24 protein-coding genes are annotated in these 22,889 nt (G+C 57.5%); 10 read left to right on the top strand and 14 right to left on the bottom strand.

The features are described from left to right. Positions 1-97 precede the first annotated feature (97 nt). Complete coding sequence (locus tag GS632_RS01175) at positions 98-949, top strand: bifunctional helix-turn-helix domain-containing protein/methylated-DNA--[protein]-cysteine S-methyltransferase (protein WP_171721684.1); 852 nt, start codon at positions 98-100, stop codon at positions 947-949. Between the two features lie 56 nt (positions 950-1,005). Here GS632_RS01175 and GS632_RS01170 read toward each other — a convergent pair whose 3' ends face one another. Beyond that, positions 1,006-2,445, bottom strand: a complete 1,440-nt coding sequence (locus GS632_RS01170; RefSeq protein WP_171721685.1) for an aldehyde dehydrogenase family protein — start codon at positions 2,443-2,445, stop codon at positions 1,006-1,008. A gap of 214 nt (positions 2,446-2,659) precedes the next feature. Between GS632_RS01170 and GS632_RS01165 the strand changes: the two genes are divergently transcribed. Beyond that, positions 2,660-3,310, top strand: a complete 651-nt coding sequence (locus GS632_RS01165; protein WP_171721686.1) for a peroxiredoxin — start codon at positions 2,660-2,662, stop codon at positions 3,308-3,310. Positions 3,311-3,537: 227 nt separating this feature from the next. Here GS632_RS01165 and GS632_RS01160 read toward each other — a convergent pair whose 3' ends face one another. Beyond that, positions 3,538-4,227, bottom strand: coding sequence for an outer membrane protein (locus GS632_RS01160; RefSeq protein ID WP_171721687.1), 690 nt, complete (start codon positions 4,225-4,227; stop codon positions 3,538-3,540). Between the two features lie 255 nt (positions 4,228-4,482). On the opposite strand from GS632_RS01160, the gene GS632_RS01155 reads away from it, so the two are divergent. Then, positions 4,483-5,118, top strand: a complete 636-nt coding sequence (locus tag GS632_RS01155; protein ID WP_171178234.1) for a DUF1326 domain-containing protein — start codon at positions 4,483-4,485, stop codon at positions 5,116-5,118. A 6-nt stretch (positions 5,119-5,124) separates the two neighbouring features. Here GS632_RS01155 and GS632_RS01150 read toward each other — a convergent pair whose 3' ends face one another. Both GS632_RS01150 and pnp read right to left on the bottom strand, forming a co-directional pair. Next, the gene (locus GS632_RS01150; protein WP_171721688.1) at positions 5,125-6,129 is read right to left on the bottom strand and encodes a Hint domain-containing protein; all 1,005 of its coding nucleotides are present in this window, start codon (positions 6,127-6,129) and stop codon (positions 5,125-5,127) included. Between the two features lie 177 nt (positions 6,130-6,306). Next, positions 6,307-8,454, bottom strand: a complete 2,148-nt coding sequence (pnp, locus tag GS632_RS01145) for a polyribonucleotide nucleotidyltransferase (protein WP_171178230.1) — start codon at positions 8,452-8,454, stop codon at positions 6,307-6,309. 479 nt (positions 8,455-8,933) lie between these two features. Between pnp and GS632_RS01140 the strand changes: the two genes are divergently transcribed. The 3 genes from GS632_RS01140 to GS632_RS01130 all read left to right on the top strand — a co-directional run bounded on the left by GS632_RS01140 (position 8,934) and on the right by GS632_RS01130 (position 11,910). Continuing rightward, complete coding sequence (locus GS632_RS01140; protein WP_171178228.1) at positions 8,934-10,535, top strand: BCCT family transporter; 1,602 nt, start codon at positions 8,934-8,936, stop codon at positions 10,533-10,535. 477 nt (positions 10,536-11,012) lie between these two features. Continuing rightward, positions 11,013-11,300, top strand: a complete 288-nt coding sequence (locus GS632_RS01135; RefSeq protein WP_171237950.1) for a hypothetical protein — start codon at positions 11,013-11,015, stop codon at positions 11,298-11,300. A 28-nt stretch (positions 11,301-11,328) separates the two neighbouring features. Beyond that, the gene (locus GS632_RS01130) at positions 11,329-11,910 is read left to right on the top strand and encodes a hypothetical protein (protein ID WP_171178224.1); all 582 of its coding nucleotides are present in this window, start codon (positions 11,329-11,331) and stop codon (positions 11,908-11,910) included. 267 nt (positions 11,911-12,177) lie between these two features. On the opposite strand, the gene rpsO is transcribed toward GS632_RS01130, so the two are convergent. The 6 genes from rpsO to rbfA all read right to left on the bottom strand — a co-directional run bounded on the left by rpsO (position 12,178) and on the right by rbfA (position 16,317). Next, complete coding sequence (rpsO, locus tag GS632_RS01125) at positions 12,178-12,447, bottom strand: 30S ribosomal protein S15 (protein ID WP_170329634.1); 270 nt, start codon at positions 12,445-12,447, stop codon at positions 12,178-12,180. Between the two features lie 143 nt (positions 12,448-12,590). Further along, a complete protein-coding gene (locus tag GS632_RS01120) occupies positions 12,591-13,604 on the bottom strand; it encodes a calcium-binding protein (RefSeq protein WP_171721689.1) in 1,014 nt (337 codons plus the stop codon). 92 nt (positions 13,605-13,696) lie between these two features. Further along, on the bottom strand, positions 13,697-14,200 hold the full coding sequence (locus GS632_RS01115; RefSeq protein WP_171721690.1) for a DUF1643 domain-containing protein: 504 nt from the start codon (positions 14,198-14,200) through the stop codon (positions 13,697-13,699). 21 nt (positions 14,201-14,221) lie between these two features. Continuing rightward, on the bottom strand, positions 14,222-15,127 hold the full coding sequence (truB, locus tag GS632_RS01110) for a tRNA pseudouridine(55) synthase TruB (protein WP_171721691.1): 906 nt from the start codon (positions 15,125-15,127) through the stop codon (positions 14,222-14,224). 54 nt (positions 15,128-15,181) lie between these two features. Continuing rightward, positions 15,182-15,925 (bottom strand): phosphodiester glycosidase family protein, encoded by a 744-nt coding sequence (locus GS632_RS01105; protein WP_171721692.1) that lies wholly within the window; start codon positions 15,923-15,925, stop codon positions 15,182-15,184. Further along, positions 15,922-16,317, bottom strand: a complete 396-nt coding sequence (rbfA, locus tag GS632_RS01100; RefSeq protein ID WP_171093264.1) for a 30S ribosome-binding factor RbfA — start codon at positions 16,315-16,317, stop codon at positions 15,922-15,924. Before rbfA ends, GS632_RS01105 begins: the two co-directional genes overlap by 4 nt. A 91-nt stretch (positions 16,318-16,408) precedes the next feature. On the opposite strand from rbfA, the gene dapB reads away from it, so the two are divergent. Further along, complete coding sequence (gene dapB, locus GS632_RS01095; protein WP_171721693.1) at positions 16,409-17,218, top strand: 4-hydroxy-tetrahydrodipicolinate reductase; 810 nt, start codon at positions 16,409-16,411, stop codon at positions 17,216-17,218. A 39-nt stretch (positions 17,219-17,257) separates the two neighbouring features. Further along, positions 17,258-17,941, top strand: coding sequence for a DUF2306 domain-containing protein (locus GS632_RS01090; RefSeq protein WP_171178210.1), 684 nt, complete (start codon positions 17,258-17,260; stop codon positions 17,939-17,941). Here the strand turns inward: GS632_RS01090 and GS632_RS22325 are convergent. The 3 genes from GS632_RS22325 to GS632_RS01075 are packed head-to-tail and all read right to left on the bottom strand — an operon-like array spanning position 17,928 to position 20,316. After that, on the bottom strand, positions 17,928-18,596 hold the full coding sequence (locus tag GS632_RS22325; RefSeq protein ID WP_171721694.1) for an ureidoglycolate lyase: 669 nt from the start codon (positions 18,594-18,596) through the stop codon (positions 17,928-17,930). The two genes, GS632_RS01090 and GS632_RS22325, sit on opposite strands and share 14 nt — an antisense overlap. Next, on the bottom strand, positions 18,593-19,183 hold the full coding sequence (locus tag GS632_RS01080) for an HD domain-containing protein (RefSeq protein ID WP_171721695.1): 591 nt from the start codon (positions 19,181-19,183) through the stop codon (positions 18,593-18,595). Before GS632_RS01080 ends, GS632_RS22325 begins: the two co-directional genes overlap by 4 nt. Next, complete coding sequence (locus GS632_RS01075; protein ID WP_171178204.1) at positions 19,180-20,316, bottom strand: TauD/TfdA family dioxygenase; 1,137 nt, start codon at positions 20,314-20,316, stop codon at positions 19,180-19,182. Before GS632_RS01075 ends, GS632_RS01080 begins: the two co-directional genes overlap by 4 nt. Positions 20,317-20,415: 99 nt before the next feature. On the opposite strand from GS632_RS01075, the gene GS632_RS01070 reads away from it, so the two are divergent. Next, on the top strand, positions 20,416-21,270 hold the full coding sequence (locus GS632_RS01070) for a LysR family transcriptional regulator (protein WP_171620183.1): 855 nt from the start codon (positions 20,416-20,418) through the stop codon (positions 21,268-21,270). Positions 21,271-21,274: 4 nt separating this feature from the next. Here GS632_RS01070 and GS632_RS01065 read toward each other — a convergent pair whose 3' ends face one another. Next, positions 21,275-21,457: a DUF1674 domain-containing protein gene (locus GS632_RS01065; protein WP_171178192.1), complete on the bottom strand. Its 183-nt coding sequence runs from the start codon at positions 21,455-21,457 to the stop codon at positions 21,275-21,277. 88 nt (positions 21,458-21,545) lie between these two features. Here GS632_RS01065 and GS632_RS01060 point away from each other — a divergent pair, with 88 nt between their 5' ends. Next, positions 21,546-22,805, top strand: a complete 1,260-nt coding sequence (locus GS632_RS01060; protein ID WP_171721696.1) for an RsmB/NOP family class I SAM-dependent RNA methyltransferase — start codon at positions 21,546-21,548, stop codon at positions 22,803-22,805. The last annotated feature ends 84 nt before the right edge of the window (positions 22,806-22,889 follow it).

Here is a 22,889-nt window from a genome sequence, read left to right as displayed (position 1 = left end):
AAGGTCCCGTGACACAAGCCCAAAGCCAATGCGCAAGTTCCGGGTCGCTTGGGCGTGGCCTGCGCGCTATGGTTTTGTCAGGAAATGAGGTGGAACCATGAATGTCCAGACCCCGGAAAGCGGATACCACTACAACGTCATGCGCCGCGCGATCGATCTGATCGATCAGGGCGGCGAGGGCCTTAGCCTTGATGAGCTGGCCCACCAGATGGATATGAGCCCGGCCCATTTCCAACGTCTGTTCTCGCGTTGGACTGGGGTGTCACCGAAGAGATACCAGCAGTACCTGACACTAGGCCATGCAAAGGCATTACTGCGGGAACGATTCACCACGCTGGAAACGGCACATAACGTTGGCCTCTCGGGCAGCGGACGCCTGCATGATTTGTTCCTGAAATGGGAATCCATGAGTCCCGGCGAATACGCCCGCAAGGGTGAAGGTCTCACGATCTATTGGGGTTGGTTCGAATGCCCCTTTGGTCCTGCGCTTGTCATGGGAACAGACAAAGGTATCTGCGGCATGGCCTTTGGGGCAGAGACCGGGGAAGAGGCCGCGATGGAGGACATGATTTCGCGCTGGCCCAAAGCGGATTTCGTCGAGGATCCGATGCGTTTGCGTCCTTGGGTGCTCAGCGCTTTTGGGGCTGCCAGCAACCGGCTGGAACCAACGCCGCTTTACCTGATCGGATCGCCCCTGCAGATCAAAGTGTGGGAAGCGTTGATGCATATCCCATCAGGACAAGTCACCACCTATTCCGAGATCGCGCAGCGCGTAGGCTCGCCACAAGCCGTGCGTGCGGTGGGAACGGCAGTTGGGCGTAACCCGGTTAGTTGGTTGATCCCCTGTCACCGCGCGCTGCGCAAATCGGGTGGCCTTGGCGGCTATCACTGGGGCCTACCGGTAAAGCGGGCCATGCTGGCGTACGAAGCTGCTCAGGCGGATGCCTGAGACATAGAGTGAGGCATCCTAAGGTGCCTCACGCTTGGTTCACGTTGCAATCTGGCTTATTCTGCAGCCCAGCCGCCGACGGCTTTGATTTCCAGAAAGTCTTCCAGACCAAAGACACCGCCTTCGCGCCCGTTGCCAGATTGCTTCATGCCGCCGAACGGAGAGCCCGCGCTGCGTGATTGACCATTCATTTCAACCATGCCCGAGCGTAAGACCCGCGCCATGCGATTGGCTCGCGCGCCGTCTTGGGTCTGAACATAGTTGGTCAGGCCATAGGGCGTGTCGTTGGCTATCTCGATGGCTTCTTCTTCGGTGTCGAAGGGGATCATGGTCAGAACCGGACCAAAGATCTCTTCGCGTGCGATGGTCATCTGGTTGTTGGCGTCGGCAAAAACCGTCGGGCGGATATAGTAGCCCTTGTTCAGCCCCTCGGGCCGTCCGGTGCCACCGGCGACCAAACGCGCGCCTTCGTCAATGCCCTTTTGAATCAGATCCTGAATCTTGGTCCACTGAACCTCATTCACCACCGGACCGATATGGCGGCCCTCTTCCATTGCGGGGCCAACCTTGACCATGTTGGCAACCTCGGCCGCCGTTTCCACTGCCTTGTCGTAGATCGGGCGTTGAACAAGCATCCGGCTGGGGGCGTTACAGCTTTGGCCGGTGTTTTGCATCATGTGCAGCACGCCGCGTTTGACCGCCTTCTCGTCGGCGTCCTCAAAGACCACATTGGCACCTTTGCCGCCCAATTCCAGATGCACTTTTTTGAGCGTTTCGGCTGCGTTCTTCGAAATCGCCGTGCCAGCACGGGTTGAGCCGGTAAAGCTGACCATATCGACATCCTTATGGCCCGATAGCTGAGAGCCAACGCCCACCCCGTCACCGTTGACCAGATTGAACACACCGGGTGGGAAGCCTGCCTCGTCCATCATCTCGGCAAAGATCATCGCGTTCAACGGGCTTTGCTCTGACGGTTTCAAAACCATCGTACAGCCCGCAATTGCCGCCGCGCCAACCTTGAGCGTGATCTGGTTCATCGGCCAGTTCCAGGGTGTGATCAGCGCGGCAACGCCAACAGCCTCGTAAATGATCCGGTCATTTGGTGCGTGATCTCCAAGCGGGCGCTCAAACTCGAATGCTTTGGCAGCGCGAATGAAGTTCTTCAGATGGTAGATGCCCGCCCCAGCCTGCGCCGAACGGGCCAGATCGATGGGCGCCCCCATCTCAAGCGACATGGCTTGCGCCAGATCCTCGGACCGCGCCGCATAAAGATCCACCAGTTTTTCAACCAGCGCTATGCGGGTTTCCACCGGGGTTTCCATCCAGCCGGGAAGGGCGGCCTTGGCCGCCGCGACGGCTGCATTTGTGTCGGCTTCCGCGCCAAGCGAAATCACTGCGCAGGGTTCTTCGGTCGAGGGGTTTATGACCTCGAAATCATTGGGCTGCGACGGCGCGACCCAATGACCGTTAATATAGAAATCCCGTTTTTCGATCATCGTGCGCCCTCCTGAAGGTTCAGCCTTAAATCGGTGTTTCGGACACACTCTGTCACCCATACTTAGACTGGGCAATAGTGAATTTGATCAAATTATTTTCTTGGGAGGTCTGTAAATTCCTTATCCCTAGACGCATAGGATGGTTTAACCTGCGCGCAAAGTGATTAGGTTCCAAGCAACCGACTCAGGTTTTTAACAGGAAAGGAGATGCCCCATGGGTTTGCGCATCAACGATACCGTCCCAAATTTCATAGCAGAAACGGATCAGGGTACCGTTCAGTTTCACGACTGGATCGGCGACAGCTGGGCCATTCTGTTCTCGCACCCAAAGGATTTCACGCCTGTTTGCACCACCGAGTTTTCTGCCGTTGCGCAACTGAATGACGAATGGGCTGCGCGCAACACCAAGGTGATCGGTGTTTCGGTCGACGGGGTCGAGGACCACAAGAAGTGGAAAAAAGACATCGAAGAATACGGCAAAGCCAATCCTGGTTTCCCGATCATCGCCGATGACGGACTGGCTGTGTCCAAAGCCTTCGATATGCTGCCCGCTGAAGCGTATCTGCCGGACGGTCGCACTCCTGCAGACAGCGCCACTGTGCGTTCAGTCTTCATCATCGGCCCGGACAAGCAACTGAAGCTGTCGATGACCTATCCGATGACCGTGGGCCGGAACTTTGCCGAGATCCTGCGTGCGCTGGACGGGCTGCAGATGTCAGCCAAGGGTGTTGCGACACCGGCCAATTGGGTTCCGGGCGAGGACGTAATTATCCCGCCGACCGTTTCCAACGAAGATGCCAAGGCCAAGTTTGGCGAGTTTGAGACGATCTTCCCATATCTGCGCAAGACCAAAGCACCGTCCTAAGGCGGGCTGAAAGTTGGGGGGCCGTTGGCTCCCCAATCGCGTCTATAGGAATTTTTCCCAAAATGTGTTTAGCGTCGGATGCAACTGGCGGTTGCTGATCGCATGGCAATCCGCAGAATGTTTGATCTGCGCTTTATTTTGTCGATTTTTTCAGAATGCCCCCGCACCAGAGGCGCGAGGGCATAACGGGGAAGGGAAACCGGAGAGAAACCTAACCCCCGATTTTATCAAAACTTGTAACGAAGCCCGAAGTTGACGCTGAATGTATCCAGGTCGTCTTCAACCGTTCCCGTCAAAGCGCCGTTCGGGGCCAACCGCTGCGACGACACATCAAAGGCGCGGGCATAGCGGGCGTCTACGGTAAAGGCGGTTGACGGGTTGATGTCATAAGCCACGCCAGCGATCACCTGAGCCGCAAAAGCAGTGTCGCTGTCATCCAGCGCCACACCGGGGCCGTAAGCAAAATCCAGATCCGAATAAGTCGCGCCCAGACCAAAGCCAGCAAACGGGGTCAGCGCACCGGATTGTTTGAAGTCGAACAGCACGTTGGCAAAGAGCGAAGTTTGCGACACGTCGCCGGAAATATTGCCTTCCGGTGCCGGACCGTTGCCCGAGAAATTTACACCATCCACGTCGCTTTCGCGGTATGATAATTCCAGTTCAATACGCGTTCCGACCGTGTCGTTGGACCACTGCGGGATCTCTTTACCGATAGCCACACCCAGGCCAAAACCTGCATCAAAATCCGTATCGACAGATTGGGTCGCGCCGCCAATCGCGCCAGAGAAATTGCTGTCCTGCAACTGACTGTAGCCAATGAAGCCTTGAACATAGGTGCCGTCACCCAGGCTTTGCGCGGTTGCTGCAGTTGAGCCCAGCATCAGGGCGGCGGAGGTCAGGATGAAACGACTAACCATGATCATGTCCTTTGTTCCAAAACGTTTCCACACGTAAATCGTGTGTCTGGCGTTGCATGGAAAGGGCTTGGGCTGTCACATCGGATCACTCTAAATTGGGTCCGTGTGATAGAATAATTCGCTTTATCAAATTGTTGTCGCTCGACAGCAGCAGGTTGGTTTCTGATCTGCGCAGGGATGTGCTAGTATGGCTGAAGGGGGCTGTTCCACAGGCGAAGGCCATCGGGATTTCACTGTACTTTGCAGGAGAGAACCATGGCGTTTACAGATTGGTATGTTGAAGGAGAAAGCTTCGGTAACTGCAATTGCGGTTATGCTTGTCCCTGCCAATTCGAAGAACTGCCCACGCATGGGGATTGCCGGGGCTTCGAGGTGCTTGAGATTGGCAAGGGGCATTTTGGCGACACTGATCTTTGCGGTGCCAAAGCTGCTCTGATTTATGCCTGGCCAGGGCCGATTTTCGAAGGTGGCGGGGAAATGCAGGTGATTGTTGATCCTGCGGCGAGCCCTGCGCAGCGCGCTGCGCTGGAAAAGGTCTTTCATGGAGAAGAAACAGAAGAGATGGCGACGCATTGGTACGTGTTCCGTGCCATGTGCGATAAGGTGCACGAGACTCTCTATTTGCCGATTGAGTTCGAGATGGACATGGAAGAGCGTACTGCCCACGTGTCCATCGGAGATGTGCTGAGCTCGACGGGTCGTCCCATAGAAGCCCCACATGGCGGGGGCGCGCATCGCGTACGCATCGAAATTCCCGGGGGCATCGAATTCTCTGTGGCCGAGATCGGCAGCGCCACAACACGCGCAGATGCGGCGATCAAGCTGGATTTGAAAGACAGTTATGGCCAATGGCACGTCCTGAAACATGGGCCGAGTGGCGTCTTTCACTAGATGATGTCAGGCGGCCCTCTTCTGCAGGTTTGGACTTGTCTGCCAATTTGGAACCATCAGCTCTGATTTCAGAATTTCGGCCTCAAAGGGTTTTAGAACCGGCGGTACCGTTGGCCCGTAATCTTGCGCGCCGCGCGACAGGTCTGGGAACAGGTCGAACAACCTGCGCAGGGTGGCAGGTTCCATCGCACTGAGGGTCGTGTCGCCGGGATAGAAGGATTCGGACCAGATCCCTTCGACATTCACCAGCTCATGCTGATCTAAAAGGATGTGAACATATTCGACCCCCTGCGCAGGCAGGTCCTGTACAATGCTTTGCCCGTTGATCAACGCCTTTGCCGGGGTCAGCATCACGGTCTCGCCATGCATCAGCTCCATCATCGCTGATGTCACGGCGACCCGATGTTGCGGCGACACCAGCAGATCGCGCGTGGGGGCGTTTTGCCCGAAACAGCCCGCCTTCAAGCGCACTGGGCACAGATGCGGAGACGAACGCAGCTCTTGCGTCGACAAATGCCGTCGCCCGATCCAGCGCACTGGCCGGATGCGCCCATCTGTGGTCAGGACAGGATCCCCCGGTACCAGTTCTTCCACCTGGCGCTGCCCGGAGGGCGTCAGGATCAGCGACCCCGTGGTGAAACACACGAAAGAGGGTAGGCTCTGATACGGGGTAGAAGTTGCGGTGCCGCCAAAGCTGGTGTCTTCGATGGTGTCATTCAGCGCAGCCTGCCCCGAAGTGACGATGATATAGCGCGGGTTGCTGAACTGGATCAGGGTGAAACTGACAGGCGCGCCGTTGATCGTTCCGGAATATGTCTCGAACGTACTGAAATTCTGAGACGAGGCGGTAAAGCCCGGCAGCCCGGAAAGATCCAATTGGGTGCTGTCGGGGTCCGGGTCATCCAGGATCGCGTCGTTATCAGTTACTTCAACAGAATACGCGGCCGTGATATCGACGTTGCGCGTGCTGAACGGGTCTGCACTGATTTCATAGACGGTAATCGTGGCCACGGTCGCACAACATCCCTAAGAGCAACAAAATTACCCTTAAGGTTGTGCTAATACGTTTAAGAATCGTTAATGGTTGATTTACCAAGGCCAGAGTATGGGGGCGTGATTGATGACATCTCCAAACAAAAAAGACCCCGGACAGTGCCGGGGCCTTTCGAGCTTGAAGAAAGTTACAGATTACTCTGCGTCTTCTTTCTTTTCTTTCTTCTCGGGAACGACCTCTTCGCCGGTTTCCTGATCGACGACTTTCATCGACAGGCGGACCTTGCCGCGATCGTCAAAGCCCAGCAGCTTGACCTTCACTTCCTGACCTTCCTTCAGAACGTCTGACGGATGGTTCAGGCGGCGATTTTCGATCTGGGACACGTGGACCAGACCGTCGCGCTTGCCAAAGAAGTTCACGAAGGCGCCGAAATCGACGATCTTGACCACTTTACCGGTGTAGATCTGACCTTCTTCCGGTTCGGCCACGATCGAATAGATCATGTCATAAGCCTTCTGGATCGATTCACCGTCGGGCGATGCGATCTTGATGACACCGTCGTCGTTGATGTCGACCTTAGCACCCGAGGTTTCCACGATCTCGCGGATGACCTTACCGCCCGAGCCGATCACTTCGCGGATCTTATCGGTCGGGATGTTCATGGTTTCGATGCGCGGGGCGTGGACCGAGAATTCGTTGGTCTCGGACAGGGCTTTGCCCATCTCGCCCAGAATGTGCATCCGGCCCTCTTTGGCCTGTGCCAGAGCGGTTTCCATGATCTGCGGGGTGATACCTGCGACCTTGATGTCCATCTGCAGCGAGGTGATGCCGTTTTCGGTACCTGCCACTTTGAAGTCCATGTCGCCCAGGTGGTCTTCATCACCCAGAATGTCGGTCAGAACAGCATAGTCGCCATCATCTTCCAGGATCAGACCCATGGCCACACCGGCAACCGGTGCTTTCAGCGGAACACCTGCGTCCATCATCGACAGCGAACCACCGCAGACAGAAGCCATCGAGGAGGAACCGTTGGATTCCGTGATCTCCGACACCACGCGAACGGTATAGGGGAAGTCGGTTGGCGCAGGCAGAACCGCTTGCAGCGCGCGCCATGCCAGCTTGCCGTGGCCGATTTCACGACGGCCGGGCGAACCAACGCGGCCAACTTCACCCACCGAATATGGAGGGAAGTTGTAGTGCAGCAGGAAGTTCGATTTGAAGTTGCCATGCAGCGCGTCGATGAACTGTTCGTCGTCACCGGTGCCCAGCGTGGTTACAGCCAGCGCCTGTGTCTCACCACGGGTGAACAGGGCGGAACCGTGGGTCCGGGGCAGCAGCGAGGTTTCGGCTTCGATGGCGCGCACATCGGTGGTCGAACGACCGTCGATGCGCTTGCCGCCTTTGACGACGTCACCGCGCAGAATACCGGCTTCCAGCTTTTTCATCGCCGAGCCAAGATTGGCGTCTTCCAGCTGTTCCTCGGTCAGCGCTTCTTTGATCGCTTCACGGGCAGCGGCAACAGCGGCGGTGCGCTCTTGCTTGTCGGTGATCGCGAAGGCGGCGCGCATCTGTTCTTCACCGGCAGCGGAAACAGCGGCGTACAGCTCCGAGTAATCGGGAGCGACGAACTCAAACGGCTCTTTCGCGGTTTCTTCGGCCAACGAGATGATCAGGTCGATGACCGGCTGGATTTGCTCATGCGCAAAGGTCACGGCGCCCAGCATTTCGGCTTCGGACAGTTCATAAGCTTCCGACTCCACCATCATCACGGCGTCTTTGGTACCGGCCACAACCAGGTCCAGACGCTGTTCGGGGTTCAGGCGCAGGTCTTGCATATCGTCCACGGTCGGGTTCAGGACGTATTCGCCATCCACGAAACCAACACGGGCACCAGCGATCGGGCCCATGAACGGGGCACCCGAAATGGTCAGGGCAGCCGAAGCAGCGATCATTGCAACGATGTCGGGGTCATTGACCAGATCGTGGGACAGCACGGTGCACATCACCAGAACTTCGTTCTTGAAGCCGTCAACGAACAGCGGGCGGATCGGACGGTCGATTAGACGCGCGGTCAGCGTCTCTTTTTCGGTCGGGCGCGCTTCGCGCTTGAAGAAGCCACCCGGAACCTTACCGGCGGCATAGTATTTTTCTTGGTAGTGTACGGTCAGCGGGAAAAAGTCCTGACCGGGCTTTTGTTGCTTGGCAAAGGTCACGTTGGCCATGACGCTGGTTTCGCCCAGCGTGGCAATCACGGTGCCGTCGGCCTGACGGGCAACCTTGCCGGTTTCCAGTGTCAGCGTCTCTTCGCCCCACTGAATCGATTTCTTCGTTACATCAAACATATGCGTATCCTAGAACGGAGCACTCCCGCCCCTGCGGGTCTCCGGTTTGCATGGCGGCCCCATTGCCGCCGACCCCACTTTATCTTCCATTCGAGTGCCAGGGTCAGGGCACAACGTCTCAGATAACGCGCGCATACATGAGAATGCGTTGGAAGGAAAGAGAAACCGCATCCGGCGGCCGGATCATGCTGAGACAGATCGAAGCTTTCCTTTTGTACGTAATTTTCAGGTCAGGGCATGAAACTGAACGTCGTGAAACAGGGCGTTTTTTCCGGGCAGGGGATAATAAATCGCAAAAAAATTTTATCGCTAACATAGGTGAGATCGAATGCAATTGAAAAAATAGCAAGGCTGTATAAGCTCTTACGAACCAGCCTGCGGTCGAAATGACGGAAACGCGCCAAGGGGGTAACTATCTCATAACCGTCCGCCGACCGAATACCTTGGCGTTTGCAAAAAGCGAACAGAAGGGCAATCGAATGGCACAAACAAAGAAGATGCTGGATCCGGACCCCCGGATTTACGACTTCGAAACGGAATATGAGCTGGGTCAGGATAACGTCCGGCCATTTGGTCTGGATATTCACAACCCGGTCTTTCTGATCTCGAGTATTTTGATCTTTGCGTTCGTTCTGATCGCATTGGCCAACCAAGAGGCTGCGGCTTCTTTCTTCGGCTGGCTCCGGCCCTGGCTGACCAGCACGTTTGACTGGTTCCTGGTTCTTTCGGTCGACGCAATTACCCTGTTTTGTCTGGTTCTGATCATTCTGCCGGTCGGCAGTGTTCGGATCGGCGGCAAGGATGCCAAGCCTGACTATTCCTATGCCGGATGGATCGCGATGATGTTCGCCGCCGGTATTGGTATCGGTCTGCTGTTCTTTGGCGTGATGGAGCCGGTCTATTATAACTTTGCCGAAAGCGGGAATGCGCGGCCCTTGGGCATTGATATTGCCGTTCCGGGCAATGAATACATCGGCATCGTCGGCACAATCCATCATTGGGGGCTGGAAGGCTGGGCAGTCTATGCCGCTGTGGGTCTGAGCCTTGCGATTTTTGCCTATAACCTGAATCTGCCACTGACCCTGCGCTCGGCCTTTTATCCAATCCTGGGCGAGCGTGTCTGGGGCTGGTGGGGCCATATCATCGACACGCTTGCGGTGTTTGCGACGTTGTTCGGCCTGACGACCTCTTTGGGTCTTGGGGCGCAGCAAGTTGCGGCGGGGCTGAACGAGGTGTTCGGCATCGAACCCAGTCCGACCGTGACCGTGCTGCTGATCATCGGCATCACCATGATCGCGCTGGGATCAGTCCTTATGGGCATGGATGCAGGCGTGAAACGGCTGAGTGAGATCAACATGATCATGGCTGTGGGCCTGTTCCTTTTCGTCATTGTTGTCACCGGCGTTGGCACAGCCATCGCGCGGTATTTCAACGTCATGGTGGATTACGTGACGCACCTTCCGGCGCTGTCGAACCCGTTCGGGCGAGAAGACACCAGCTATTTCCATGGCTGGACGACCTTCTACTGGGCCTGGTGGATCGCATGGTCGCCGTTTGTAGGCATGTTCATCGCCCGCATCTCCAAGGGACGCACGGTGCGAGAGTTCATCCTCTGCGCGCTGCTGGCCCCGACGGCAGTCTGTGCCCTGTGGATGTCGACCTTCGGCGGAGCCGCCATCGACATGCTGAACGCAGGCGGAGCGGAAGGTGTCCGCGCCACCGTGATCGACAGCTACGCCCCCGAAGGCGCGCTGTTCGGCTTCCTGAAAGAGCTGCCGCTTTATGGCATCGTCGCGCCCATCGCGTTGATCCTGATCGTGGTGTTCTTTGTCACCTCGTCCGACTCGGGTTCGCTGGTAATCGATACGATTACGGCAGGCGGCAAGATGGATGCGCCGGTTGTTCAGCGTGTGTTCTGGTGCACGCTCGAAGGCCTGGTGGCCATCGCCTTGCTGCTTGGGGGTGGCCTATCCGCCCTGCAGGGTGCTGCGGTTTCAACAGGGATACCGTTCACGCTGGTGGTCCTGATAATGTGCTACTGCCTGTGGCTGGCGCTGAAGTCGGAGAAGGCGAAGATGTAAGTTCTACGCGCGAAAACAACGAAACGCCCGCCATTTGGCGGGCGTTTTGAGTCCCTTATCGGACCTTCACCGAACATTGAGGATTTGACTGTGAGGCAAGTTGCAAACTGCAGGTTCCGGACGTTCAAAATCAGGTATCGGTTGGCTGGCGAGCGAACAAAACCCCAAACCTAAAGTCGGCTTCCGTCATGATGCTCGTGTGACCCGAGACAGCATTAACATTATTGAAATAACTGATAGCCGCAGTCTAATGTGTAAGACAGGTTTTAGGGACCAAAAACCAAGACGATTCAGGTTGGGTATTGTGATGACGTTAAAGTTCTTTTGGACTGGCTTGCTCTTTTTTCTTATCCCTTTGTCTGCTGAAGCGGACACTGCATTCTTCAAGATTTGTCAAAACTACGATCAGGTCAGTTCCGGTCTTGCACCCCATTGGACAAAATCGAATTCACTGCTTTGGGTACGGAAGTTCTTCACGTGTATTCGGATTTGACATGGGCTCCAGATGGTGCTCGCCAGCACCCAGACATCTATCTTCGATGGCTACATGTCTCGCCGGATGGCACGGAGACGCTGGTTGCATCTTACCCGGATGTGCCAGCTTATCGCTGGCGACCGTCCCAGACCGTTCCTGTTACACGCTGGCATATTGAAGTCACAGTTTGGAAGGACCTCGAAGGTAGTTTTGTCTTTCAGGCCTATACGCAGCCCGCGGCAATCGAGGACAGCCTGATCGAACAACTTTCGGTGCCTGTGATCAAGTAACTAAGGGAGAAGCCCGTTGAGATATTTGATGAAATTTTCAGCAATTATTCTAGTTGCTCTGTCTATGTTTGCGCCGTTCGCCAGTGCGCAAGAAACTACCTTTAGTGGCGAAGCTCTACGCACTTTATTTACATCGTTAAATGGGCGCATAGATGAAATCGCAAACGGTAGCCGAGCATCGCATGCCGAGTTGGCAGAAGAACTCAATAGGCTTGAATCTTCAATGAATGAATTTCGTTTGCTGGAAGATCGCATTTCCGAGCTCGAAACTGCTGTGGAAGCCACGGGTGTTTTGCGTGATGAATTGCTAGAAGCGATTGAGGTTTCATCTGCATTAAACGATGCGTTGGAAGATGTTAAAAATAATTCTTCTGCTGCACTGCAAAGTGCCGAAGATGCTCAAACCAGCGCTAGTTCAACAGCGTGGATTCTAACTGTTGTTTCCAGCATTGTATCGGTTTTGGTTATCGTAATTGGGCTGTTCTTTTCGTCTCGTTTCATGCATTTGCACGCCGAAAATCAAGTTTCCAAAGCGCTACTGGAACGGATTGAGAAAGAACTAGAAAAGAAAAACACACCGGTCGAAACGGACGCAAGATTAGCAACTTGAAGTGTCGATCCGTCAGGTTAGCCTTCGCTTATTCAGCTATAGCTTTTTTGAGCGACAGCAAAAAACAGCGTTCCGGTCAGCAACAAAACCGACCAAAAGTTGATATGAGCTATCCGTAGGCGATGAATGTTTGTTGTTTGCACATAGCTACCATTTTTTAAGACCCATGCCGCAAATGCAGCGAACGGCAGCTTGGCGGCCCTAGAAAAAGAAAAACGCCCGCCAAAGTGGCGGGCGTCTGAAATCTCAAAGCGGTGCGGTCCGACTTTAGCGGCGGATGCCCAGCTTTTTGATCAGGTCCTGGTAACGCGCTTCTTCTTTGCCCTTCAGGTAGTCCAGCAGTTTACGGCGCTGGGCGACCATTTTCAGCAGACCGCGACGACCGTGGTTGTCTTTTTTGTGGGTCTTGAAGTGCTCGGTCAGGGTGTTGATGCGCGAGGTCAGGATGGCAACCTGTACTTCAGGCGAACCGGTGTCGCCTTCTTTGGTTGCGAATTCTTGCATGACGCGTGCTTTTTCAGCGGCAGTGATCGACATCGGGGTCTCCTTCAAAGGTTAGAGTTGATGGCGCAGGCCGGGATGTCGTCCAGCACAGGCCCATGGAGAAAACCGCACCGATTCCGATGCGGATGGGCGCGTATAAGCGGAATTTTGTCAAATGGCAAAGGGAATCTGCGGCCTCAGATCATCTGACCATACTGTGCCAGTTGCGCTTCTGAAATCAGTTGAATATCGGCGACAGTCAATTCTTCTGCCCCGTATACCTGCGCCACCTCCTGACCGTTGATGATCACATGCGTCAGGTTGGTGTTGTCACTGTCGCGTTCTACCGAAATTTCGGGTTCAGTCTCTTCTTCCCAGGTGACAAGCAGTTTGTCCTCGCCGGGCTGGAAGCCCATGACGGTAACATCGTCTTCTCCCGGGCTCAGCACGATGTCATCCGCGCCCTGGCCGCCTGTCACAACATCCCCGTCCCCTGCAATAATAGTGTCATCACCATCCCCGCCGTTCAGAAAATCCTGTTCGGCCGCACCCTCTTCGATGCCGAACACAAAGTCGTCCCCATCGCCACCAAAGATTGCATCTTCGCCCGCCGCTCCGACCAGAACGTCATCCCCGAAGCCGCCTTGCAATGCGTCGTCACCGACCCCGCCGTCCAAAGTATCGTCACCCTGACCGCCATAAAGCTCATCTTCCCCGTCACCACCGTCCAGAGTGTCGTCGCCGAAATGCCCGTACAGAGCGTCATCGCCGACGTCGCCAAACAGCAGGTCATCATCCGCTTCGCCATGGAGGACATCGTTGTCCGGCCCGCCATAGATGGTATCTATCCCGTCGCTGCCATGCAGGACGTCATCCCCCTGGCCCCCGTGGATCGTATCGTCACCGCCATAGCCGTTGATCTGATCCACGCCGTCCCCTCCTGTGATGATGTCCGGGCCGTCTTCTCCGGCAATGACCAGATCGCCTTCGAATTCGGAAAGGACGATACCGGTGGACAGGGGTTCGACTTCGGTTTCGACGGGGTCTTCGACATTTTCGCCGATATCCAGGAATTCCCCGGTTTCGGCTTCGGATTGCGGCTCATCTTCGGGAATGTCATCTGGCACGTCCTCGTCTTCGATCAGCATGTCGCTCATCGCGTAAGCTGCACCGCCGATGGCGGCCAGTCCAATTAATCCGGCCAGAAACATGGCACCCTCCGATGGCAGAAAACTCCGAGGGGATTGTCTCATTCTGCAGGCAGCAGCGTCAAAGATAAGTTGTTGAAAGGGTTAATACTTTATCACCACTGCTCAGGCTGTTGAGTGTAGGCGATGTAAAGGGGGTGCTTGGGGTGGCCGTCTTTGGTCAGACCCAAATGGAACAGGGGTTGACCCGTCTGACGCAACAACTGTTCAACTGCCGGGCCACGGTCCAGATGTGCGCCGTGGGTGCCCCAGGCGGCAATGACCCGATCGGCCCAGTCCACGCCATCCAGAATCGCCCTGTCATTTTCTGGTCCCACTGGATCAGTGGCAGCGCGCATCTTGCGCGGGTCAGTGTCGCGCCAGGCAAAGATGTTGGTCACCTGAAACGCGCCAAACCCCAAGGCCCGCGCGCGGCGCTCGCAGCGTTCTACCGTAGGGTCATTCTGCACCTCAGTCGCGGTCGAGGGGTTCAGCATCACAAACAATGCCTTCTGCCCCTTTGGATCCCAGACGCGGGTCAGGCTATAGCGATATTTCTCGCAATCGGAATAGATGGCGGTCGAGGGCGCATCGCCCTTGGTATGTGTTCGGGTGATCATGCCAACCGCCTAACACGTGAGTTAGGCGACGAACACCCGGCTCGGATGCAGCTCGCCTGATTTGTAGATGCCCACAGCCACCGCCTTGCCGTCCAACGAGGCCCAGGCTTCATCGCCGTATTCGACGTCTGATGCCATCACCATGCCGGGATTGCCGTTGCGCAGGCGGGTGGCGCCCTCCGGGGTGCATTTCAATTCGGGCAGGTCCGACAGGCCGGTTTCCAGCGGGTGCAGATACGCGTCCAGCGCGGTTGTCTTGGCCATATCGTCGATCTGTTCGATGGTCAGGCCATCTTCGGCCTCAAACGGGCCGGACCAGATGCGGCGCAGTTCCTTGACATGTCCGTGGCATCCCAGTGCCTCACCCAGATCGCGCGCGATTGAGCGCACATAGCCACCTTTGCCGCAGGTCATTTCCAACACCACGTGGTCTTCATCGGGGCGGTCGACAAGGATCAGTTCCTCGACCCAAAGGGGCCGAGCGGTCAGTTCCACATCCTCGCCATCGCGCGCCAGTTTATAGGCGCGCTGGCCGTCGATCTTCACGGCAGAAAACTTAGGCGGAACCTGCATGATATCGCCCAGAAACGGGGTCAGCGCCTGTTTGATGTCCTCATCCGATGGGCGCGCATCGCTGCTTGCGATCACTTCGCCCTCGGCATCGTCGGTATTGGTGGCTTGACCCAAACGCACGGTGAACGTGTAAGCCTTCAGCGCATCGGTGATATAGGGAACGGTCTTTGTTGCCTCGCCCAAAGCCACGGCCAGAACGCCGGTTGCTTCGGGGTCCAGTGTGCCCGCATGGCCCGCCTTTTTGGCATCCATCGCCCAACGCACCTTGTTGACCACAGCGGTCGAGGTCATGCCCGCAGGCTTGTCCACAACCAGCCAACCGGAAATGTCGCGACCCTTGCGTTTGCGTCCCATCTTGCACCTTGCCCTTTGCTGAGGCGCGCGGGTTAACGGATCACACCCGCCCTGTCAATTTGCAGGCATGTCCTCAACTACACCCACAATCGGTCCCAACGAGAATCCCAGATCCGAACGGTTGCCTGCGCGGTCATACATTCGTGAGATATTGCCGTCCAGAAACAGCGCGTTTGGGGTGTTCAGAACATCGCGAAACAGTCTGCCGAATTCGTGGAAGGTGACATAATCTTCTGAGATCGCAAAAACGGCCCGCGCGCCATCGGCACTGGTGCCAACACCGTTGCGGATATAGCGCGAGGTCGAATCGGGCAGAAAGCGCGGGTGCAGTCCGCCGTCGATCACCAGCATCGGGCCGGATTGGGTGGCAAAGCGGCAGTCCGGTGTCTGATCCACGAAATCCAGCGTCTCGAACACATCGGCGCGCCCGTTGCGGATGCAGAAAACGCCATTGGGCAGCAGGCCGAAATTGCCGGGGCCGGGGTTCGCGATTACCCGCATCTGCTCCTGCCCATCTTCGACATAATGGCCGACGGGCGAGCGGTCGTCGTGATACATGCCGGCGTTCATCGCAAAGGCCAGCCGTTTGCCCTCGGGTTCAAGCGTCTCGTTAACCGATGAGAAATGCCCCAAAACTTCGCCGTCTTCACCATTCAGAAAAAGGCGCAGATCCGCTGCAGTCGCATCGACCTCGCAGACGGTGTAGCGCAGATCCTCGTGAGTCACGTTTTCGCAGGTCACCGCAGAGGCTTGCGCGGCCCATAAAGCCGCGCCCAAAATGGTCAGTGCCCGGATCACTCGTCCAGATCGCGGCGTACCGCGTCCTGCTGGAACATGCGGCGGGTGTCGTCCAGACGGTCAAACGTGTCATCCAGGCGGAACCTCAGATCAGGCGAGAACTTCAGGTTCAGTTTCTTGCCGATCACGCGCCGTAATTCGCCTTTATTGCGGGCCAGCAGGTCGATCACGTCCTCTTGCCCTTTGCCGCCCAGAGGCAGCACATAGGCCGTGGCGATTTTGAGATCGGGCGAGGTACGGACCTCACCCACGGTGATTGACATGCGGTTCAGGTCGGGATCGTGGACATCTCCGCGCGCCAGAACTTCGGACAGGGTGCGACGGATCAGTTCGCCGACACGCAGCTGTCGTTGGGACGGGCCGGGGCCATCGTGGAATTTGTTCTTTGCCATATTTCCGATCTAAGCCCAAAGCGGGGCTTTGCCAAGCGGGCGCGAACGGGGTAGGAGGCTTTGAGCCGACTTAGCGAAAAGGACCAGCGCAATGACCCATATTCCGGGGATCGTCATCACAGGGGCTTCGGGCCGTATGGGGCAGATGCTGATCAAGACTGTCACCGACAGCGATCAGGCGCGTTTGGTTGGTGTGGTAGAGCGCAAGGGTCACGATTGGATCGGTCAGGATGTGGGCACGGCCATGGGTGGTCAGGCGCTGGGCGTCACCGTCACCGATGATCCGCTGGAGGCGTTTGCGCAAGCGCAGGCGGTGATCGATTTCACCGCGCCCGAAGCGACTTTGGAGTTTGCCGCTCTGGCTGCGCAGGCACGCTGTGTTCATGTCATCGGCACCACGGGCATGTCCGACGAACAGATCGCGGCACTTGAACCGGCATCACGCCACGCCGTGATCGTGCGGGCGGGCAATATGAGCCTTGGTGTGAACCTGCTGGTGCAACTGACCAAGAAAGTCGCTGCCGCATTGGATGAAGATTTCGATATCGAGATCATCGAAGGCCACCACCACCACAAGGTCGACGCGCCCTCGGGCACAGCGCTGATGCTGGGTGAGGCCGCTGCCGAGGGGCGCGGCGTCAGATTGGCGGATGTGTCTGATCGAGGCCGTGATGGCATCACCGGTGCGCGCAAGCGGGGTGATATCGGCTTCCACGCCATTCGCGGCGGCGATATCGTTGGTGAACATGATGTGCTGTTCGCTGCCCCCGGAGAACGCATCGTCCTGCGCCATTTGGCCAGTGATCGTGCAATCTTTGCCCGTGGTGCCCTCAAGGCCGCACTATGGGGTCAAGGCAAGACACCCGGGCAGTATGACATGGTGGACGTACTGGGGTTGTAAGCCATAGACGCCCGAATTGTTGGCGCTAAGCTCTGATCTATGCGATTACGTCGTTCCGGTCTGGCAACTGGTGTCCTGCTGGCACTATTTTATCTGACGCTGCTGCCGTTTGTGGCGCACGGGTTTGGTATGATCGGCGTCGGCCTGTCGCATGATGCGCCTGCGCAAAGCTATTTGTTTGCGGACGGTCAGAGCGTCGGCAACGCGGCGATGATTCTACATATCTTTGCCGGAACGGTGTTGGTAACGCTGGTGCCGCTGCAACTGGTCCGCGCCCTTCGGCAGCGCTTCAACTGGTTTCACCGCGCCTTGGGTGCTGTGCTGGTCGCGCTGGCTCTTGTGACCGGGATGGCGGGGATGACTTATATCCCTTTGCGAGGCACGATTGGTGGGCCGGTGATGTCTGCCGCGTTTTTCCTATATGGGATTTGCCTGTTCACCGCAGCCTTGATGGTGGCGCGCATGGCGCTTTGCAATGACCGCGCGGGGCACTGGGCCTGGGGGCTGCGGCTGTTCTGGCTGGCGCTGGGATCATGGCTCTACCGGGTGCATTACACGCTGTGGTATCTGCTGACCGGCGGGCTGGGGTCAGAGCCCGACTTCTCGGGCCCTTTCGATCTGGTTCAGAACTTTGCGTTCTACGTGCCCTATTTGCTGGCTGTGCAGATTTGGATCGTGCGCAAAGGGTCAGGGCATCAAGGGGCTTTGGTTAAAAGCCCTTGATCCTGTCTTCGCGCAATGGGCAGGCCAGGTACACACCGAACTCTTTCCCGATATCCGCGCTGACCCGTGCGTGAACTGCACCCTGCCGGTCGAGGAATCGTTGGTCATCTTCGACCGGGAATATCCCCTCGTGCCAGATGCCCGGGTGGATATAGAGGCCACGCGAGCCGTCGCACCAGAACGCCACCACCTTGTCGGGCGTCAGGTTGTCACCGGGCAGGGCCGCGGGGACGATGAAGGGTTTTTTGTCCAAAGGCCAAAACATCTGACCGCCGTCGGGGTGATAGTTCATGTGCCAGAGCAACACCTGATCACGGGGCGCGGTTTGCCGATCCGTCTGCGCGGTTTGCGGATCCGTGGACCAGCCAAGAACGTAATGCCCTTTGACGGCTTCGTTCTCGCCATACAGCACGTCGCCTCGCCAGTCACATTTGAACGTGCCTTCGACCCAGCCGCCTTCGTCGCCGGTGCCTTCGTCGATGGGGCGCCAACCTTGTTGCGGCCAGCGGACTATCTCGATTTCAAAGGTCTCGGGGTCATCGACCAGACAGCCATAGCCTTTGACCGTCTGATCTGTTGCGCGGATCAGAGGAACTTCGTGCCAGGGTAGCGAGGGCTTGGAACTGGCGTCGAAGATGTATTCAGGTGCAGTCACGACGTGCCCAGATGTTTGTCGACCATGCGCTGCACCATGGGTGCAAAATAGGGGAAATCGGGGGTCTCCATATCCGCGCGTTTACCGGCCTCATCCAGATAGCGAACCTGAATGATCTCTTTCAGGTTTGGGTTGGATTCGAATGCGACAACCTCTTCCGCGCTCATCGGGCCGCCCTGCAGTTCCAGCGTGTGGACCGAGGCAGTCGACAGGCGTTGAAAGTACTCGGGCTTGGTGGCGCAAAGATACCGTTTGGCCGCCACGTGATAGCGGCAGCAATCGGTGATGACCGAGGGGAAGAACTGTTCCAGTACCTCAGCGCCTGCGTCTTCGTGATGGCGGTCTTCGGTATCGTCGGGGTGATAAGTGCCGAATTCGGACGTAAAATGCCCGATGTCGTGCAGAAGTGCACCGACGATGATTTCCTCTGGCTGGCCGTTCTGCTCGGCGATGGTGGCCCCTTGCAGCATATGTTGGGCCATGGTGACGGGTTCGCCTAAGTACTCCTCGCCGCCGCGACGTTCGAAGATGTCACCGATGAAGGCCACGATATTGTCCCTGTTCAGGGTCGAGAAATCGGGTTTCATTCAGCCGCCTCCGGTTGTGTTATTTCCATCGCGGCGAGTGTGGACAGCAATCCATCCTTGTCAGCATAGCATCCCTGCAACCAGCGTGAGCCTGCACCGGAATAGCCCAGACGCGCGTGCAGCACGCGTGTGTTGTCGACGATAAAGCTTTCGCCCGGTTCCAGCTTGAACGACACGCCCATCGCCGGGTCGTCGATGATTCCACCCAATTGGCGGTAGGCAGCGTAATAGGCTTCCATCTTCTCAAAGGGGATATCGACGAACGGCGCGGAGGAGCGGTTGTTGAAACGGATTCCGATCAGTTCGCCATCTGGCGACAGTTCGATCATTGGGCGCCGCGACCGCAGGCAGACGCCGTCCGAGCCCTTGTATTCGAACCGCGCCGGGAAGCCGGCCAACAGGGCAAAACCCTCGGGGTTCTGATCGCGCAGCTTCTCGGCGGCGCGGAAGCCGTCGACCACGATGCTGTCACCGCCTTCGGCTGAATTCTCCAGACAATACAGAATTTGCAGCGTCGGCACCGGGTCGCGGTAGGGGTTATCGGTATGGGCCTGCAACCCAAGCCCGGTATAGGCGAGGTTGGTGGGGTTCACCTCGGTCCGCACTTCGAAATAGGGGCCATAATTGGTCTCGCGGACATAGCCAAACAGATCGGCCACCTTCAGCAGCGATTCCGGTTCGGTTGGGCCGCCTGTCAGCTTGGCAAACCCTAACTCGGCCACCGCCGCTAGCCAATTGCGCTTAGCAACCGGGCTGGCGTGGACCTCGTTCCAATCTCCGCTGGGGGCGTCGATGCCACGTTCCCAGGTGGTGATACCGGTGGCGATGCGGCCGAACTCGGCGGCTTGTGCGCTGTCATAACTGTGATCGGCCAGCCAGTCGGCAGGGAAGGTCACTGTCTTGCCCTCGGGCTGGAAGGTGATCACGAGGTCGCCGTTCAACACATCGGCAGCGCTGACCGAAATGTTGGCGGGGATGTCCCCGATAGTGATCAGGCGCTGACCGTTGCCGGGCGCGCGGGTGTCCGGGTCCAGCGCGTTGTCACGCAGCCAGATGGCGTGAAAGCGGGCTTGGCTATCGTCGGTGAAAGTCACGGTCACGACGTTGGTGTCATGAGTAGCGGTGCGCAGCATTGGGGATCTCCTGTTCGGCGCGAGCTTTGGTTGAGCAGATACGCCGTTCATGGCATTACGACAATTAATCCTTATTTCGTCTGAGGCTTGGAAAATCTTATGGCTAAGAAAAAGGTGGGATTACCGCCGCTGGACTGGCTGCGCGTGTTCGAGGCCGCAGGGCGTTTGGGCGGGTTCTCGGCTGCGGCCAAAGAGTTTGGTTTGACGCAGGCCGCTGTCAGCCAGCGGATCGGAAACCTTGAGGCTTGGTTGGGCCGATCCCTGTTCGTGCGCGAAGCGCGGGGTGTGTCGCTGACGGTAGAAGGCGAGAGCTATTTGCCTTTGGTGCAAGACAGCCTGCAGGCGTTGGAGCGCAACACAGAGGATCTGTTCGGCAAGTCCCCGCGTGAGTTGCGGGTGGCCGGGTTGTCATCCAATATTCATGCGCTGGTACTGCCTGCTCTACCTGTCTTTCACCAGTTGAGACCCAAAGTGCAGGTGATGACCGACTCGGTCGCACGTCGGTCTTCGTTGGATGAAGAACGGACCTGGCTGCAAATCCGATATGGCCGCGGTATGTGGGCCGGGCGCGATGCGGCCTTGATCGCGCGCGAGGTTCTTGTGCCCATGGCGGCCCCCGACGTTGAATGGGGTGCGCCTTTGATCGATCTGCGTGGTGAGCGCCCGGGGTGGCGGGAATGGTGTCAGAAATGCGATAAGAAGGATGTACCGACTTCCCAAATCAGTTTTGATTCAATGGAGCACGCAATCTCGGCGGCGCGGCGCGGCCTTGGTGTGGTGTTGGGGTCAGTTCCGCTGGCTTCTGCCGATCTTCAAGAGCGGCGGCTGCGCAGACTGGACCAACCTGAGCTGCAAACAAAAGACGGGTACTGGCTGACATGGCCCGAAGATCGGGCGACATCCCAGAAACAGCGCGCTTTGATAGGCGACTTCCTCAAGGCACTGCGCGGCTGAGCGCCTAGAAATCAATGGCGATGCCCTTCTTTTCCCAATCACCATAGCGGGCGGGGTCAGGTCCGTCGCGCCCGCCCAGTTCTTTGGGCAACGCCTTGGCTTCGGCTTCGGACTTGCGTCGGCGTTCTTCCGCTTCGGCCAGCGCGCGCCGGGCGGCGGGGGGCAAATCTTTGCGGTCGTCACTCATGACATCGGGTTCCTTTCCGTGCTGTGTCTTGATATACGCCCGCGTCCGCCATTGGCAATGCGGGCGCAAGTCACAGTAAGGCGGTACCATGGCAAACAGCGCAACAGCAGCACGGCGCAGCGCAATCTATCTGCTCGATCAGGTTCTGGGTGAGGGTCGCCTGTTGTCCGAATGTCTCGCAGCGGGTGCATTGGACCGGCTGGGTCCCGAAGATCGCGCGCGGGCTCAACGGTTGGCGTCAGAGACCTTGCGCGGCCTGGAACGCGCCGACAGGTTGTTGGACAATCACTTGAACCGCACACCCGCCCTAACAGTCCATAACGCGCTTAGGCTGGGCACAGTCGAGCTTTGTAACGGAGAAGCCGCGCATGGTGTGGTGAATTCTATGGTTGAGATCATCAGCCGCTCGCGCAAGCACGGGCGTCTTAAGGGCCTGGTGAATGCGGTTCTGCGCAAAGTGGCAGCCGAAGGCCCTGAAGCCTGGCCCAAAATGCGAGTCCCGCGCTTGCCGGAATGGCTTCGCAATCCCCTGACTATGGCGTGGGGCGCGGATGCCGTGGCCGGGATGGAGCAGGCGCATTTCGCAGGTGCACCGCTTGATCTTACCGTGAAGCGGGGGGGTATAGGTCCCTCGGGCGATGTGCTGCCGACAGGCTCAATTCGTCTGCAGGATGCCGGTCAGGTTTCGACCCTACCGGGATACAAAGCCGGGGACTGGTGGGTGCAGGATGCGGCGGCGGCTTTGCCCGTTCGCGTTCTGGCACCCAAAGCGGGCGAGACGGTTTTGGACCTTTGCGCTGCTCCCGGTGGCAAAACGATGCAATTGGCTGCGGCAGGAGCGGACGTTACGGCGTTGGATGTTTCAGAAGCTCGGATGGAGCGGGTGCGCGAAAACCTGCAAAGGACGGGTCTGACGGCGAAGGTCATTGTCGGGGATGCGCTGGAACATGAAGGTCAGTATGACGCGATCCTGCTGGACGCGCCGTGTTCGGCCACAGGTACGATCCGGCGGCACCCGGATTTGCCCTTTGCCAAGGATGGGTCCGAATTCGGCGGTTTGATCGAGCTTCAGACGCAGATGTTGGCCCATGCATGGGGTTTGCTGAAACCCGGTGGGCGTTTGGTTTATTGCACGTGTTCATTGTTGCCGGACGAAGGCGAAGTGCAGATTGAAGAGGCGCTTGAGATGTATCCGGACATGAGCGTGGATCGCGACGCAGTGAACATAGCGGGTGTTGATACGGATTGGATGACGGAAGAAGGCGGTCTGCGGCTGCGGCCCGATTATTGGGCGGATCAGGGTGGTATGGACGGGTTCTATATCGCCTGTCTGAACAAATCCGCCTAAGCGCACGCTTTTCGATGACTTGACGATCGACGCGGTCTATCGTTGGGTCTCAAGCGCCAGCAGAGCGCAAGGGGCAGAGTAACG

This window comes from Ruegeria sp. HKCCD7296 (genome assembly GCF_013110775.1).
In the GTDB taxonomy this organism is placed as follows: Bacteria; Pseudomonadota; Alphaproteobacteria; order Rhodobacterales; family Rhodobacteraceae; genus Ruegeria.
The sequence above is the reverse complement of the archived record's forward strand: the minus strand, read 5'-3'. Positions and strand labels throughout refer to the sequence as shown.